The sequence below is a fragment of the Leptothoe sp. PORK10 BA2 genome, from assembly GCF_034932105.1.
Classification (GTDB): Bacteria; Cyanobacteriota; Cyanobacteriia; order Phormidesmidales; family Phormidesmidaceae; genus Leptothoe.
Window position 1 is genome coordinate 58,840 of the sequence record NZ_JAYGIG010000008.1, and the last position, 15,296, is coordinate 74,135.

The following is a 15,296-nucleotide window of genomic DNA, read 5'->3' on the forward strand; positions in this document are numbered from 1 at the left end:
TTTTCTCCTAGGAAACCACTAAATCTTTTGCGGGTTCAGTCTGTTCTAGACCACTCAAGTCATCCAAAATGGCAACTAATTCTCGCTCAAATAGGACCTGAGCGCGATTAGTGCGTCCGCCCACATAGAGCTGATCGCCGTCCTTTAGGGCCCACACCTGGGAATGGGAGATATAGCTCATAATCACCCCCAGCATCAGCAAACCAAACCCGAGATAAACCATGGGCACCCCTGGGTCAGCCTTAATCTGCAATCCAGTACTGCCAATCAGCTCAACCACCGACAGGGTGACTCCGTTCACCTCCACCGACATGCCTTCACGCACGGTGGAAATCAGCTCACCTTTTGCGCTATAGACCAGAAGCGTACCCTGAAGATCTTGGGCAATCAGCGAAACTCCCTCGCTCATATCGGTTTTTGTCGGCACCCAGGTCCCCCACAGTTTGCCCCCATCCTCAGTCTCAATCGGAGCCATGGGTAGCTGCAAAATGGGGCTGTTGTTCATTTTTACCCGCACCCCAGCAATGGACCAGTCGGCCTGGTACATGGTGACATTGCGATAGCGCAGGGGCTGATTCACCCAAATGGTTTTGCGTTTTACCTCTTCACCTTGGTTATCTAGCACCGATAGATCGGAGTAAAACTGATCCACCCGGCCCTCTGGGCTATAGTCAATCCAAAAACGGTTCACCTTCACTGACCAGTCTTTCGGAATTTGAGGCCCAGCCCAGGGACCGGCATCAAACACATTTTGCACGGTAAATGTATTACCACTGGGGACCATCTCCTGGGCAAAGAACCCCGTCATCGCCCCATACATGGCCCCCAGTAAGATAATCAGCATGCTGGCATGGACCAAAATGGGTCCCATGCGTCCCGCTAAGCCCTTATGGGCATAGAGCATGGTGCCATCCTTGTGAAAGGTTTTGTAGCGTTTGCCTTCCAGCAGGGTGGTGAGCTGGTCGATGGACCCCACGTCTAACTCGGTACTGAGGGCCATTTTGCCAAACTGGCGGGGCTTGCTGTAAAAATTCCAGGTACGAGAAAACCAGCGCAGGGCCGTAATCTGCCGGGTAAAGGTGCAGGCTGTGAGGCTGCTGCCAAACAAAATCAATAGGGACAGGTACCACCAGGTGCGATATACGTGGTCCAAGCCTGCGGTGAGGAGTACTTTCCAGCTGAGGAAGCCGAATAGGGCTGGGTCTTCGGGATAGTTCTGTTGGTAAAAGGTCAGGCCCTGACCCTGCTCAATGACGGTGCCCAGAATACTAAATACGGCGATGACCAGCAGCAGCACAATGGCCAGCCTGAGGTCAGCGAGGAGAGGAATCAGATCCTTTTTGAAATAGCGTTTGAGGGCAGTAACCATAGGGACAGGGACGGTTCTTGTGGGGAGCAAAAATGTAGGGTGGGCATTGCCCACCATTGACTAATATTTTTTTGGTGGGCATTGTCCACCCTAGGCGATGGGCATAAACCGTGACACCAATGAAAACACACCAAAGCCAATGAGCAAAACGCCGCTAGCGGGGGTAATCCAGCCGGACCATTGACGAATGGCGAGAATTTTTTTGATCGATGCGGTAAAGATACCGGCAATCACCAGGGGGGCGACATAGCCGATGGTATAGGCCAACAGCAGGGCGCTACCGAGAATTGGATCGCCTTTTTGACCCACCCAGGCAAGCAGGGTGGCCAGGACCGGGGTGCTGCAAGGGGAAGCGACTAAACCAAAGGTGAGACCTAGCAAATAGGACTTCAGGGACCTGGGAATATTGTTTTGCATGAAGTCCATGCCGCTGTAGGAAGGCAGTGGCGGTAGCGGTAGGGCTTCGAGGAGGTTGAGGCCCATTAGGATTGCGATCGCACTCACCAAAACAGGCAGCCCCACCCCCACCTGGCCATAGACCCAGCCTAAACTGCTGGCAAACACCCCCAAGCCGGCCAAAGTAGTCGCCAAACCCAACGCAAACCAGCTGGACTGACCCACCGCCTGCCAACGATTTTTCAACTCGTAACTCCCCATGTAGCCCACCGTAATCGGCAGCATGGATAGCATGCAGGGGGTAAGACTGGTGAGCAACCCAGCAGCAGCAATGATGGCAATACTCGCAACAGACAGGTGATCGAGTTGGGCCCCCACCCACTGATTCGCCACCTGGCTGAGGTTATAGAGACTGAGCTGAAGCGTTTCCCACATAGAGAGAGCAGACAGACATAAGACAAGCGGACCGTCGGCCAACGCCGACAGACCATAGCCTCTTCATTGTAGTTGGATCAAAGTAGTTGTATCGAAACGTTAAATACTTCGTATCCGCTTGCGCTTGCGCCCAGGTTTGCGGATCAGCCTGGGGGCGGTGGCCGGAGTCACCAAATCAGCCCCCAGGTCCTTGGGGGGCGGGGAACCGAGGGGGGGCCGGACAGATTTTTTAGACGGACCTGTAGCCAAACCCGCAGGGTGAGGAACCACAGCAGCGGCGTTAGCTGGAACTGGCTGCTGAACATGGCGACGACGACGGCTGCCAGGCCGGTGGCGTCGGGGTCGCAGGGGCTGCTCCGTCATGGCCACAATATTGGCTTCGTGGGCCTCCCGGGCCACACGAATCAATAGACCGGCGATGACTAAACTCGACATCATCGAGCTGCCGCCGTAGCTCATCAGGGGAAAGGGTAACCCCGTGGTGGGCAAAGATCCGGTGGCAACACCAATGTGAATCAGCGACTGCCCCACCAGGAATACCATGCAACCAATGGCAATCAGCCGGTTCACCGACGACTTAGCCTTAAGCGCCACCAGTAGGGCCACGGTACTAAACACCGCCAAAAACAGCAGCAGCATAATCGACCCCACAAACCCAAACTCTTCGGCATAAACCGAAAAGATAAAGTCGGTGTATTGAATCGGCAAGTAGCCCAGCTTTTGCTGTCCCATGCCAAACCCAGTACCCCATAGCCCGCCTGAGCCAATGGCGTATAGACTCTGCACCAGCTGATAACCGTTATCGCTAGCGTGGGACCAAGGGTCTAAAAAGGAAATAATCCGCTCCCGCTGATAGGCCTTAATGCTGACACTCACCACCGCCGCGAAAAAACCAGCCCCAGCCGTCATCATCAGCTGGCGATAGGGCTGTCCAGAAGCTACGGCAATCAGCCACAGTGTCAGGCCACAGACGGCGGTGGTACTCAGGTTAGGCTGGACTAAAATCGCCACCAAACAAAGGGCAAACACCGCCAACCATAGCCAGCGGGTGCCTACACGAAAGTTATGCCAGTGGCCAAAGAGTCGGGCACTTTGCAGAATCAAAAAAGGCTTTAACAGTTCCGAGGGTTGAATCAAAAAAGGTCCGATGGGAAGCCAACGGGTGGCACCATTGACCGTCACCCCAAGGCCTGGAATATAGGTGGCGACGATCAACCCTAAACAGACAAACAACCCCAGCCCAGAAAACTGCATGATCAGTTTAAGTGGGTGGCGCGCCACCCACCGGGACATGAGGAGACCGACCAGAATCCAGATCAGTTGAATTTTGAAATAGCGGGCACCGTCACCAACTTCGGCATCGGCCACGGGATAGGAGGCTGAAAACAGCACCACTAGGCCGATGGCTAACCAGAGCATGGTCAGCCATCGCAGTAGTCTGGCTTCCAGTGCCCAATCCTGCACCGAAAAAAAGTTAGCGACACCTGCAAAACGATTCAGATTCAATGGACGATCTTGAAGATAGGAGTGTTTAAGAAATAAAGAAAACCATCGACCTTGTCAAGGGGCAATCTTGGAGGGGTCGATGGTTAGTAGAAAAATCTTCACACCGGAACTGACGTAGAAACGGCGCATGCAGCGTCTCTACAGGGAAATGCCTATGGCCCTATGGCCGGGGCCTGAGTGGTAGGAATGTTACCAATGGGCAACGGCGGCTGGTGCTGTGCGATCGCAAACATCTCGGTCCGAATGCGATCGCTAATCTGGATCGTCTTCGCGTCATACACCTGGGTCAGCAGCTTGGGATACAACCCAAAGCCAATGATGGGAATCAGCAGACAAGCCACGATAAACACCTCACGGGGCTCCGCATCAATCAGCGCCTCATGCTCAATCAGCTCCTTATTCTCAGGGCCAAAGAAGATTTCCCGCAGCATTGACAGCAGATAGATCGGCGTCAAAATCACCCCCACCGCCATCAGCAGGATCATCACCAGCTTAAAGTTAAAACTGTAGGCATCACTATTGGCAAAGCCCACAAACACCATCAGCTCAGCCACAAACCCACTCATCCCCGGGAGAGCCAACGAGGCCATGGAGCAGGCGGTAAACATGGCGAAGATCTTCGGCATCTTGGTCCCAACACCGCCCATTTCCGGCAGGATCAGGGTGTGGGTACGGTCATAGGTGGCCCCCACCAAGAAGAACAGGCTGGCCCCGATCAAACCGTGGGACACCATCTGCAGCACCGCACCGCTCAGGCCCAGCTCAGTAAACGACGCAATACCAATGATCACAAACCCCATGTGGGAAATGGATGAATAGGCAATCTTGCGTTTGAGATTGCGCTGGGCAAAGGAGGTCAGGGCGGCGTAAATAATGTTGATTACCCCAAAGAGGATCAGACCCGGAGCCACAATGGCATGGGCATCGGGCAACATCTCCACATTCATGCGAATCAGGGCATAGCCCCCCATTTTCAGCAAAATACCCGCCAATAGCATGTGGACCGGGGCCGTCGCCTCACCGTGGGCGTCGGGCAACCAGGTATGCAGCGGGAATATAGGCAGTTTCACCGCGTAGGCCACCAAGAAGGCCGTATATAACCACAGCTGCAGCCGGATGGGATATTCCTTCGCCATCAGGGCCTGCATATCGAAGGTGATGGTGTCACCGTAGAAGGCCATGGCCAAGGCAGCCACCAAAATAAAGAGGGAGCCACCAGCCGTATAGAGAATAAACTTAGTCGCCGCATACAGTCGCCGCTTGCCGCCCCAGATGGACAGCAGCAAATATACCGGAATCAGCTCCAGCTCCCACACGAGGAAAAACAGCAGCATATCCTGGACGGCAAATACCGCAATCTGAGCGCCGTACATCGACAGCAGCAGAAAATAGAAAAGCTTTGGCTTTAGGGTAACTGGCCAGGCCGCCAGGGTGGCCAGGGTGGTAATAAATCCGGTGAGCAACACCAACGGCATGGAAAGACCATCCACCCCTACGGACCATTTCAGGTCGAGGGCAGGCACCCAGCTGTAGCTTTCTACCAGCTGCATCCCCGAGCTAGTTGGGTCGTAATAATTAACAAAGGCAATAACAATGAGGGCAAAATCAATCAGCCCGACAATGAGGGCATACCACCGCACGGTTTTGCCATCCTGATCAGGAATAAACGGCAAAAGCAAGGCCGCTACGATCGGCAGCAAAATAATGGTGGTCAACCAAGGAAATGTTGCAAAGTCCATAGATATAAGGCCAGGGTTCTATAGCATTAGCCCCATCGCTTAGGGCATGACTGCCCCCAAGAACTGCTACTTAGCAACGATGATGGGACGGTATGGGCTCGGCTGTCGCACAGCTGCTTCATGGGTAATCAGCAGCCATCAGGCCTTGTTAACCACTGTAAGAATAAAAATATTGATCCCCAGATCATCTGCGGGTTTTCTTAAAGGTGTGTAATCAGAACGTTACAAGTGGTTAATATTTCGGGATGCATCTGGGATGGTCTCCCCGATCAGCGCTGCGCTTGAGCAAGCGGCTAACGGCCCCAGCCGATGCTATCTAGGACGGCTTTTGGGCGATGACAACACGATGGCGAGAGGTATTGATGGTTTGGCTCGGCTGACAAAAACCAGCAGCCATCAATGCCCCATGCAAATCCAAGGAAAAGTACTGATCGAGATAGGGTTCAGTGCTCTTGAGCAGGGTGAGCACATAGGCGGGCAATTTTTTGTACACTTCCGACTGAGGATTCATTTCCAGAATAGTGAAGTGGCCGCCAGGGCGGAGAATGCGATGGGCTTCGCGGAGCACCTCTAGGGCGGCGGCGGTGGGCAGTTCATGGAATAGCAACGACGCCGATACCAAATCCACCGATTGAGCATCCAAACCCGTGCGCTCTGCCGCCGCATGGATCCAATTGGGAAATGCCTTGCCCTGTCTCGAAGCTGTTTGATAGCGAGCGACTGTTAAAAAGTAATCCGACAGCTCCACCCCGGTGATCTGTGCATCGGGGTAAGTCGCCTGTAGGGCAAACGTGCTCAGTCCTGTGCTACAGCCGAAGTCCACAATGGTCTCAGGGGCCGAGGCTATCTGATCTAGCAAAACGTCCATGTAGCTTTGGCGCAGGCGAATATCCCCACGGGCATCACCCTCGGGCCAAAGGCGGGCGTGGACCGCTTTGGCGGCTACGGTCGCCTCTAGGGCAGGATCCCAGCCCAGGTTGCCTTCGTCATAGGCGTGGAAGCTGGTGAGGTAGTAGTCGGGGTAGGTGAGGGTGCGATCGCAAATCTCTGCCCGTTCCTGCTCCCAAATCGGATTAAAGTCTGCATTGCCGCCCCGCGATCGCAGCTGGGCCACCTCATCCAGCCAATACACCCCAATGGACTCAGCCCGTTTAATCATCATGTTACGGGCTCGGTCCCGAGCAAAATGAGCCAGGGGTTTGACGGCCAAAGCACCATTAATCAAACGGTTAATCGAGCGAGTAGCAATGGCATTCATAGGGGAGCGTCTTATAACAGAATTGTAATCAGCTTAATTATCCCCAGCCATCACAGCGCATTCCTTGAGAAAACGTTAATCTAGATTGCTGAAATACCCCACCCCGAAACAGCCATGTCCGTCGCCGCCTATTTCAACGCCGATGAAAACGGCCACAAGTCCTTTGAGCTCCCCGGTGCATCGCCCCACTACAACCCCGATCGCCCCGGCCAGGTGGAGCACATCGCCCTCGATCTCGACTTTGATATACCGAAAAAAAGCTATAGCGGCACCTGTAGTATTCGCCTCAACCCGTTGCTAAATGGAGTAGATAGCCTCACCCTAGATGCCGTCAGCCTGGCCATCAGCACCGTCACCATTGACGATCAGCCCCAATCCTTTGACTACGACGGGGAACAGCTCCACATTCACCTCAGCAAACCCACCTTGGCAGGACAGGCCATTACGCTCCTGATCACCTACGCCGTCAAAGAACCCCAGCGGGGCATTTACTTCATTGCCCCCGACCAGCACTACCCCGACAAGCCTTACCAAGTATGGACCCAGGGCGAAGATGAAGACTCTCGGTTTTGGTTCCCCTGCTTTGACTATCCGGGGCAGCTAGCCACCTCCGAGGTGCGGGTGCGGGTGCCGAAAAAGTACTTTGCCCTATCCAATGGGGAACGGGTATCCACGCAAGCCGATGGCAAGGCCAACATTTACCACTGGAAACTGGACAAGGTTCACCCCAGCTATCTCATGACCCTAGCCATCGGCGAATATGACAGCATAGAAACCGAATGGCGCGGTCGTCCCGTGCGCTACTACGTGGCCAAGGGTCGCAAGGACCAAATCGAGCTGACCATGGGCAAAACGCCCCAGATGATGGAACGCTTTAGTCAAGTATTTGGCTACGACTATCCCTTCTCCAACTACGACCAAGCCTGCCCCGTCGACTTTATCTTTGGCGGCATGGAGAACACCACCACCACCCTCCTGACAGACCGCTGTCTGCTGGATGAACGGGCCGCCATTGACAATATTAATTCTGAAACCCTGGTAGCCCATGAGCTAGCCCACCAGTGGTTTGGCGACCTGATCGTGATTAACCATTGGTCCCATGCCTGGGTCAAAGAGGGCATGGCCACCTATTCTGAAGTGCTGTGGCTAGAGCATGCCTATGGCCGTGACGAGGCGATGTACTACCACCTCAACCACGCCCGGGACTATCTTGCGGAAGACGCCAGTCGCTACCGTCGCCCCCTGGTCACCCACATCTACCGAGAACCGATCGAACTGTACGACCGGCACATTTACGAAAAAGGGTCCTGCGTGTACCACATGATCCGCCAGGCCTTGGGGGATCAGCTCTTCACCCAGACCCTCAAAACCCTACTCACGGACAACGCCCACAGCACCGTGGAAACCGTAGACGTGCTGCGGGCCATCGATCAGGCCACCGGCAAAAACCTGCGCTATCTGTTTGATCAATATGTCTATCGCGGTGGCCATCCCGACTATTCCCTCACCTACAGTTGGGACAGTGACAGCAACCTCGTCAAGCTGATGGTCACCCAGACCCAGGTGGCAGACGGCAAATCCCAGGTCCAGGAAGGCCTGTTTGACCTCAAAATCCCCATTGGTTTTGGCTATGTCACAGCTGACAAAGCCGCTACCAGTGACACCGATGGACCGGCCAAGGCAAAAGTCGACGTCCATACCGTCACCGTCAGAATCCACGAGCGCCAGCAGGCCTTCTACTTTCCCCTCCAGAAAAAGCCAGACTTCATCAGCTTCGACGTGGGGAACCACACCCTCAAAACCGTCAAACTGGACTATCCCATCAAGGAACTCCAAGCGCAGCTGAACCATGACCCCGATCCCATTTCCCGACTATACGCCGCCAAAGCCATCGCCCAAAAAGGCACCCTAGAGGCGGTGGAAGCCTTAAGTGCCGCCTTGGTGAGGGATGCTTTCTGGGGGGTGCGGGCCGAAGTAGCCCAAGCCCTTGCCACCATTCAGCTAGCCCAGGCCGTTGCCGGCCTATTAAAAGGCCTCAAGGACCAGCATCCCAAGGTCCGACGGGCGGTGGTCAATGCCCTCGCCAAGGTCAAAACCACCGAGAGCTACAAGGCCCTAAAAACCATCGTCGAAAATGGCGACGAGAGCTACTACGTCGAGGGGGCAGCGGCCACGGCCCTAGGTAAAGTGGGGTCTAGCATTTTAGACAATGGCAAAAGTAAAGAGAAGAAAACCCTGAAGCTATTGGCCATGGTCTTAGAACAGCGCGCGGGCTGGAATGAGGTGGTGCGCTCGGGGGCCATTAGCGGCTTGAGTGTGTTCACATCCTCCACCGCCGCCTTGGATCTATTGCTGCCCTATACGGAAATGGGTACCCCCCAGGCCTTACGGCTAACGGCCATTCGGTCCCTGGGTCAGATTGCCGCGGGGCAGGATAAGGTGGGCTGTGATCGCATCCTAGACCGCCTCGAAGCCATCGCCCGAGAAGAGTTCTTCCTCACCCAGGTCGCCGTGGTCATGGCCCTAGGCCAAATGGAAGTCTCGGGGGCAATCAGAGTACTCAGGGGTCTGGCGGAGCAAAGCCCCGACGGTCGCGTCAAACGTCGGGCAGAAGAGGCCATCGGCAAAGTGCGTAAAGCCATCGGCGCTGACAAGGCGGTGGGCGAACTGAGGCAGGACCTAGACGAACTGAAGCAGTTTAACCGTGATTTAAAGAGTCGGCTGGAAACGTTGGAGGCAAAAGCGACGGCGGCTCAGAAAACCAAGGAGTAAATCACCCGTAGGGGCAATGCCATGGGCTTACCCCTACCAGCCCATGGCCGCCAACTGGGACGATTGCTCAAACGCCTCAACGGCTGCCGCATCCCCCAAGGGTGTCACCGCCACCGGCTGACCGTCCACCATCCGCGTCTCCGCACAGAACGAGGCCGTATTAAACCCCCCAAACCGCTTCACAATGCTGCTGCGCATCCGCAAATCCGGCGTGACAAACCAAAACCGCTCGACGGAACTCATGGTGTCATATTCCGTATCTAAAATCAGACCGTCCTCATCATCCATTTCGTAGCGACCCACCACAGGGACAATCTCAGCGTAGCCCCGCTCCCTGAGCAAACGCCCCTTCTGGGGACTATCCGCGTCGGGCACCAGGGCAAAAACCGTTGTGCCGGCGTGGTTTTCCTCCCCCTCCCGGTCCCAGGCCATGGCCCCATTCCAGGTGACATAGGCCCCACCCACCGCTAGGGCAGGGTCAATTTCATGGAGTTCACAGATGGCAATAACTTTTTCGTGGGTCTGATCAAGGGCTTCGACGGTAATATTAGAGCCCCCCAGCTCAGCCCGGCGAAAGGGCAGATGGTGGGTGGTGCGCTGGGAGTGCCATTGACCAGCACTACGCCGGAAAAATTCCATTACATCCATGGAGTGCGATCAAGATTAATGCTTTCCTCCATGATAAACCTAGACTATCCACCACGCATGGCTGATTCCAAATGGTTAAGCTCTATCAGCTCCCATCATTGGCTAAAATCTATTGTTAAAACAAGACCATCGTTTCATCCGGAGAAAGACTAACCTCCGTTAGAGTAAAAATACTGTCATTTCCCCTACTCATTCCCCAGTTCAACTAACCCAGCTCAAGGAGTCCATCGGTGCCCAAGGTGCGTCGAAAAAGAAGTCGCCTCACCCTAGCGTCTGTGTTGCTTTTGGCCACAGGACTTTGGCTGGGGCAATGGCATGTAAGCAGTCGCCTGGTATCCCCCACAGCTGCCTTGGTCCTGGGGGGAGATGCCAAACGGGAGGAGTTTGCCGCCCAGTTTGCTACGGAAAATCCTGAGCTGGAGGTGTGGATCTCCTCCGGGGCCAACCCGGAGTATTCCACCTGGGTCTTCCAAGAATCCCAGGTATCCCTCGATCGCTTGCACTTAGACTATCGAGCGGTGGATACGGTAACCAACTTCACCACCCTAGTGGACGATTTTGAGCGTCTGGGCATTCAAAGCGTTTATCTGATTACGTCGGACTACCATATGCGCCGGGCAAACACCATTGCCGCCATCGTTTTAGGGAGTCGGGGGATTCACTATAAGTCGTTGCCGGTAGCCTCTGAGCGCCCGCCGGAACCGTTGCTGCGGAGTCTAAGGGATGGGGGCCGCTCAATTTTATGGGTGTTTACGGGTAAAACGGGCTCTGAACTAGCGCAGCTATCGTCCAAACTGCCTGCTCATCCTTAGCCTTGGGGCAGCCTAGGAGTACCTGGAGTAAATATATTGATGTTTTTCAAGGTTGGCTATGGCCTCTACATCGGATAAATCTCTCTACACTGAAGAGCAAATTAAAGGCTGGTTACGGGGACTGTTGGCCATTGCATGGGCCGATGGTGAGTTTGATCAGCAAGAGAAAGACCTGATCCACACCATGATGGAGGTGGAGTTTGCTCCCAAACTTGATTTCCAAACCTTTGAGCCGATTAAACCGGCCGAATTAGCGGCCATTTTTACACCCAATCCCATCGCAGCTGAAAACTTTTTGCGCATGGGGGTGATGGTTGCGATCGCAGATGGCCTCTACTCCGCCGCCGAAGACAAAGTCCTAATGGAATTCTGCCAGGCCCTCAACCTCGATACGGCGGTCCTACAGGCCCTCCAGTCCACCCTGTACAATCTGCACGAGGTCCAGGAAGAAGTCCAGCCCGGCACCAGCACTGCAGAGGAAAGCAGTCCTACAGCAGCAGCCAGTCCCCTCACGCCGCCCTCAGCCAAAGCCGCCGGTCCTGACCCCCTCAAACCCGTTCGTGAATGGCTCGACCAGCTGCACGTAGACGATCCTCGTCTCGCTCGGTTTGTGTGCAAAATGATCCCTTCCCAATGCCCCTTTGAACGGGACGTCACCCTGTTTGGCAAAAAGGTGGTCCATATCCCCCCCATGTGTAAGCTCAACCCTCTCTATGAACAAATGGTAGGGCTAAGATTTCGCGCCCTCACCCACCTGGCAGATGACCTGGGTGAAGACATAACAGCCTATTTATAAGGGGCTTAAAAGTAAGGGGCTTAAGCCAGAATTTCAAATTTAGATTGAATTTTAAAAATTGGAGGGTGGGCTATGCCCACCATAACGATGATTGGGCAATGGTGAGCGACTAAAAACCGAAGTCCTCGTAGTCGGCGGCGGCACAGGCGGCACAGCCGCGGCCATTCAAGCGGCACGGCTGGGGGCTGAGGTACTCCTGGTGAGTGAATGGCCCTGGTTGGGGGGCATGCTCACGGCAGCAGGGGTGACGGCCCCAGATGGCAATGAGTTAGCCGCCTTTCAGACAGGACTGTGGGGAGCCTTTTTACGGGAGCTGGAACGGCGTCAGCCCGGTGGACTGCACCATGGCTGGGTCAGCTTCTTTACCTATGAGCCCGCCGTGGGAGCGGGCATATTTGCCGACTGGGTGGCCGCCCTACCCAATTTGACCTGGCGTTGGGGCCATCGGCCGCAGGCGGTGTTGCGATCGGCGGAGCGGGTCACAGGGGTGGAGTTTGACTCATTTTCGGTGGAAGCCACCATCACCATTGACGGCACTGACCTAGGGGATCTATTGGCCTTGGGGAATGTACCCCATCGCTGGGGATGGGAACCCCAGGACCAATGGCAGGAACCCAGCGCACCCAAATCCCTCAGCGACCCCACCGACCCCCTGGCACCAGCCATTAAAAAATATCCGGTGCAGTCCCCCACCTGGGTGGTGGTGATGCAAGACTACGGCCTAGGCACAACGGCCCCAACAATTCCATCGGCGGGGATCTCGGCGGATTTTTCAGGGGCCTGGGACGGCTACGGTCCAGAGCAGTTTCTCAACTATGGCCGACTGCCGGGCAATCGCTTCATGATCAACTGGCCCCAACAGGGCAATGACTATGGGGTGAAGCTAGATCGCCTGATTGGGTCGGACTCAGCTCGCCATGACTTTTGGCAAGAGGCGAAGCACCACAGCCAACAATTTGCCCATGTGATTCAAACAGAGCTGGGGCCTAACTATGGCTTGGCCCAAGGGGTATTCCCTCAGCTGGAGGGCACTCCGGGGGGCGGGGCCTATGCCCTATACCCCTACTACCGCGAGGGTCGACGGCTGGTGGGCCTGACGACGGTAAAGGAGCAGGATATTTTGCCCATAGCCGGAGGGCAGGTGGCCCCACTGCCAGTGAATGGAGCGGGGGAAGTGGATGCGATCGCAATCGGCAACTACCCCAACGATCACCACTATCCTGGCTTTGCCATGCCCCTAGCCCCCAAGGCCATCCGCTGGGGTGGACGGTGGACCGGCACCCCCTTCACCATTCCCTACGGGGCCTTGGTCCCAGCGGAAATCGATGGCCTATTAGCCTGTGACAAAAACATTTCAGTCACCCACATTGCCAACGGTGCCACCCGACTCCAGCCCGTTGTCCTCGGCATTGGTCAAGCCGCTGGGGCCGCAGCGGCCCTGTGCTTACAACGGGGCTGCCAGCCGCGCCACCTATCCATCCGGTCCTTACAGCAGGCCCTACTCAAAGATCCCCAGGCCCCTGCCATGGTAGTACCCTGTTTTGATCTATTGCCCACTGACGAGCATTGGATGGAATACCAAGCAGCCTACCTCCGCGAGCCCCACACCTATCCCAGCAGTGGCTTTACATACTCTTTAAATCCAGATCTAGCTCAAGCTCCCACAGCCTTGTCCCCTCCCACCGCCAAAACATTTCGCGGGCAGTATCAAGCAGGAGAAAACCAAAGTCACCAGCTAATCTGTCCCATGGGCAATACCCACCAAACCCTAATGCTCGTCGCCATCACCCCCCTAGCCGTCCAGCAGTTAACCCAGGCAATCGACGGCAGTACCCTTGCCGTTCAAGGCATTCATAATGGGGGTGGAGGCTGGATTTTAGTCCATAGCATCACCAAAATTGAGGAAAAGTAGCAACAACAACAGAAAGTTCAGTGGCATCACCCACACATTTTTCACTTAGTTTTTCCTGAGCGATTTGTCAATTCCATGTATTCAGAAAGTAGCAATACTACTCACTTTCTGACCCATGAGAATATCTCTATCGGTAATGTCAGTTGCTGCTATCATCAGCGTTTTCAACATCTTAGGTTTGGTTGTTACCTCCCCTAATAGTCAACTAGCTGAGCGGGGCAGTGGCCGGATTCAAACTGAGCAAATAAGTGACCGAGGCAGTGGCCGCATCTCCTCCGGACTAGCTGACCATGCGCTAGCTGACCGGGGTAGCGGACGCATCAACACCGGTCTGGCTGACCGTGTAGCCGACCGAGGCAGCGGGCGCATCTCCACCGAACAAGCCTACCGGGGCAGCGGACGCATCTCCACCGAACAAGCCTACCGAGGCAGCGGTCGTTTGATCGCCTAAAAACATCCCAGCTAGTTTGTTCCGACCGCCAACAAACAAAGCACTATGGAAAAACTATAGATATAAATCAAAAAAAGTTTTACGCTAACCGTTACGACCTAGTGCATAAATTAACGACTACCCTATAAGTTCCCCCGTCATATTGACATATTGAACAAATCAAAAAAAGTTGGTACTTCCTGAGGTAGCCTAGTCCCACTAAACTATTTTGTCTGCACATCCGTCTACACAATCAGTGTGTATCTATCCCTGAGAGTCCTCCATGACCAATGTCCAATCACCCATGACTACTGATGCCGAGCTGATCAAGCGTCTAGAGCCCAGCGCCATTGATCAGATCATGATGTACCTCGCCTTCAGCGCTATGCGTACTGGCGGGCATCGTCACGGGGCATTCCTAGATGCCGCAGCTACGGCGGCTAAATGTGCCATCTATACCACCTATATGGAGCAGGGACAAAACCTGCGCATGACGGGGCATCTACACCACATTGAACCCAAACGGGTCAAAGCCATCGTAGAAGAAATACAACAGGCCTTGGGTGAAGGTAAATTGTTAAAAATGCTGGGGGCGCAGGAACCTGGTTATCTGATTCAATTTCCCTACGTTTGGCTCGAACAATATCCCTGGACCCCAGGACATTCCAAACTAGTTGGAACAAACCTGACATCGGAAGAGAAGGCTCAAATCGAGAAAAAGCTGCCGCCAAATTTGCCAGAGGCCCAACTGATTACATCATTTCAATTTGCCGAGCTGATTGAGTTTCTCCACGCCCGCTCCCAAGAATCTGTTCCCAGCGAACGTCAGCTTCCCCTCAGTGAAGCTCTGGCAGAACATATCCGACGACGTCTGATTTATTCAGGCACCGTATCCCGCATTGACTCGCCATGGGGCATGCCCTTTTACGCCCTAGCGCGAGCTTCCTACATTCCATCGGATGATGCGGAAAGAACTTATACCATGATCGAAGATACGGCTCGCTATTTTCGCATCATGCATGAATGGGTGGCCCGCAAAGACGGCACCATGAGGGTTCTGGAATCCCTTGATATTCCATCGGAACATCGGCAACAGGCCCTGGACGAATTAGATCTGCTCTTACGAAAATGGGCCGATAAATATCACCAGTCCGGCGGCGAACCCATGGTGTTACAAATGGCCGTAGGGGACAACAATGTGGACGCTACCTGAAGTCAACTGA

The 15,296-nt window shown here is 54.7% G+C and carries 12 protein-coding genes; 6 read left to right on the forward strand and 6 right to left on the reverse strand.

Going from position 1 to position 15,296, the window contains the following annotated elements:
- Positions 1-7 precede the first annotated feature (7 nt).
- The 5 genes from VB741_RS03945 to VB741_RS03965 form a co-directional block, all read right to left on the reverse strand.
- Positions 8-1,369, reverse strand: a complete 1,362-nt coding sequence (locus VB741_RS03945; RefSeq protein WP_323363844.1) for a cytochrome c biogenesis protein — start codon at positions 1,367-1,369, stop codon at positions 8-10.
- Positions 1,370-1,459: 90 nt separating this feature from the next.
- Positions 1,460-2,200 (reverse strand): cytochrome c biogenesis protein CcdA, encoded by a 741-nt coding sequence (locus VB741_RS03950; RefSeq protein WP_323363845.1) that lies wholly within the window; start codon positions 2,198-2,200, stop codon positions 1,460-1,462.
- Positions 2,201-2,299: 99 nt separating this feature from the next.
- Positions 2,300-3,706, reverse strand: coding sequence for an FtsW/RodA/SpoVE family cell cycle protein (locus tag VB741_RS03955; protein ID WP_323363846.1), 1,407 nt, complete (start codon positions 3,704-3,706; stop codon positions 2,300-2,302).
- Positions 3,707-3,858: 152 nt separating this feature from the next.
- The gene (locus VB741_RS03960) at positions 3,859-5,445 is read right to left on the reverse strand and encodes an NAD(P)H-quinone oxidoreductase subunit 4 (RefSeq protein WP_323363847.1); all 1,587 of its coding nucleotides are present in this window, start codon (positions 5,443-5,445) and stop codon (positions 3,859-3,861) included.
- 316 nt (positions 5,446-5,761) lie between these two features.
- On the reverse strand, positions 5,762-6,703 hold the full coding sequence (locus VB741_RS03965; RefSeq protein WP_323363848.1) for a class I SAM-dependent methyltransferase: 942 nt from the start codon (positions 6,701-6,703) through the stop codon (positions 5,762-5,764).
- Positions 6,704-6,817: 114 nt separating this feature from the next.
- On the opposite strand from VB741_RS03965, the gene VB741_RS03970 reads away from it, so the two are divergent.
- A complete protein-coding gene (locus VB741_RS03970; RefSeq protein WP_323363849.1) occupies positions 6,818-9,475 on the forward strand; it encodes a M1 family metallopeptidase in 2,658 nt (885 codons plus the stop codon).
- A 33-nt stretch (positions 9,476-9,508) separates the two neighbouring features.
- Here the strand turns inward: VB741_RS03970 and VB741_RS03975 are convergent, their stop codons facing one another.
- On the reverse strand, positions 9,509-10,123 hold the full coding sequence (locus VB741_RS03975; protein WP_323363850.1) for a phycobiliprotein lyase: 615 nt from the start codon (positions 10,121-10,123) through the stop codon (positions 9,509-9,511).
- Positions 10,124-10,353: 230 nt separating this feature from the next.
- Between VB741_RS03975 and VB741_RS03980 the strand changes: the two genes are divergently transcribed.
- The 5 genes from VB741_RS03980 (at position 10,354) to hetR (ending at position 15,286) form a co-directional block, all read left to right on the forward strand.
- The gene (locus tag VB741_RS03980; protein WP_323363851.1) at positions 10,354-10,935 is read left to right on the forward strand and encodes a YdcF family protein; all 582 of its coding nucleotides are present in this window, start codon (positions 10,354-10,356) and stop codon (positions 10,933-10,935) included.
- A gap of 58 nt (positions 10,936-10,993) precedes the next feature.
- A complete protein-coding gene (locus VB741_RS03985) occupies positions 10,994-11,731 on the forward strand; it encodes a Mo-dependent nitrogenase C-terminal domain-containing protein (RefSeq protein WP_323363852.1) in 738 nt (245 codons plus the stop codon).
- A 91-nt stretch (positions 11,732-11,822) separates the two neighbouring features.
- Complete coding sequence (locus VB741_RS03990) at positions 11,823-13,643, forward strand: FAD-dependent oxidoreductase (RefSeq protein ID WP_323363853.1); 1,821 nt, start codon at positions 11,823-11,825, stop codon at positions 13,641-13,643.
- 136 nt (positions 13,644-13,779) lie between these two features.
- Positions 13,780-14,094, forward strand: coding sequence for a hypothetical protein (locus VB741_RS03995; RefSeq protein ID WP_323363854.1), 315 nt, complete (start codon positions 13,780-13,782; stop codon positions 14,092-14,094).
- A gap of 283 nt (positions 14,095-14,377) precedes the next feature.
- Positions 14,378-15,286 (forward strand): heterocyst differentiation master regulator HetR, encoded by a 909-nt coding sequence (gene hetR, locus VB741_RS04000; RefSeq protein WP_442786286.1) that lies wholly within the window; start codon positions 14,378-14,380, stop codon positions 15,284-15,286.
- The last annotated feature ends 10 nt before the right edge of the window (positions 15,287-15,296 follow it).

Excerpts from the sequence above, each read along its gene's own strand:
- VB741_RS03945 (WP_323363844.1), bottom strand. The coding sequence starts at position 1,369 with ATGGTTACTGCCCTCAAACGCTATTTCAAAAAGGATCTGATTCCTCTC.
- VB741_RS03950 (WP_323363845.1), bottom strand. The coding sequence starts at position 2,200 with ATGTGGGAAACGCTTCAGCTCAGTCTCTATAACCTCAGCCAGGTGGCG.
- VB741_RS03960 (WP_323363847.1), bottom strand. The coding sequence starts at position 5,445 with ATGGACTTTGCAACATTTCCTTGGTTGACCACCATTATTTTGCTGCCG.
- VB741_RS03965 (WP_323363848.1), bottom strand. The coding sequence starts at position 6,703 with ATGAATGCCATTGCTACTCGCTCGATTAACCGTTTGATTAATGGTGCT.
- VB741_RS03970 (WP_323363849.1), top strand. The coding sequence starts at position 6,818 with ATGTCCGTCGCCGCCTATTTCAACGCCGATGAAAACGGCCACAAGTCC.
- VB741_RS03975 (WP_323363850.1), bottom strand. The coding sequence starts at position 10,123 with ATGGATGTAATGGAATTTTTCCGGCGTAGTGCTGGTCAATGGCACTCC.
- VB741_RS03985 (WP_323363852.1), top strand. The coding sequence starts at position 10,994 with ATGGCCTCTACATCGGATAAATCTCTCTACACTGAAGAGCAAATTAAA.
- VB741_RS03995 (WP_323363854.1), top strand. The coding sequence starts at position 13,780 with ATGTCAGTTGCTGCTATCATCAGCGTTTTCAACATCTTAGGTTTGGTT.
- hetR (WP_442786286.1), top strand. The coding sequence starts at position 14,378 with ATGACTACTGATGCCGAGCTGATCAAGCGTCTAGAGCCCAGCGCCATT.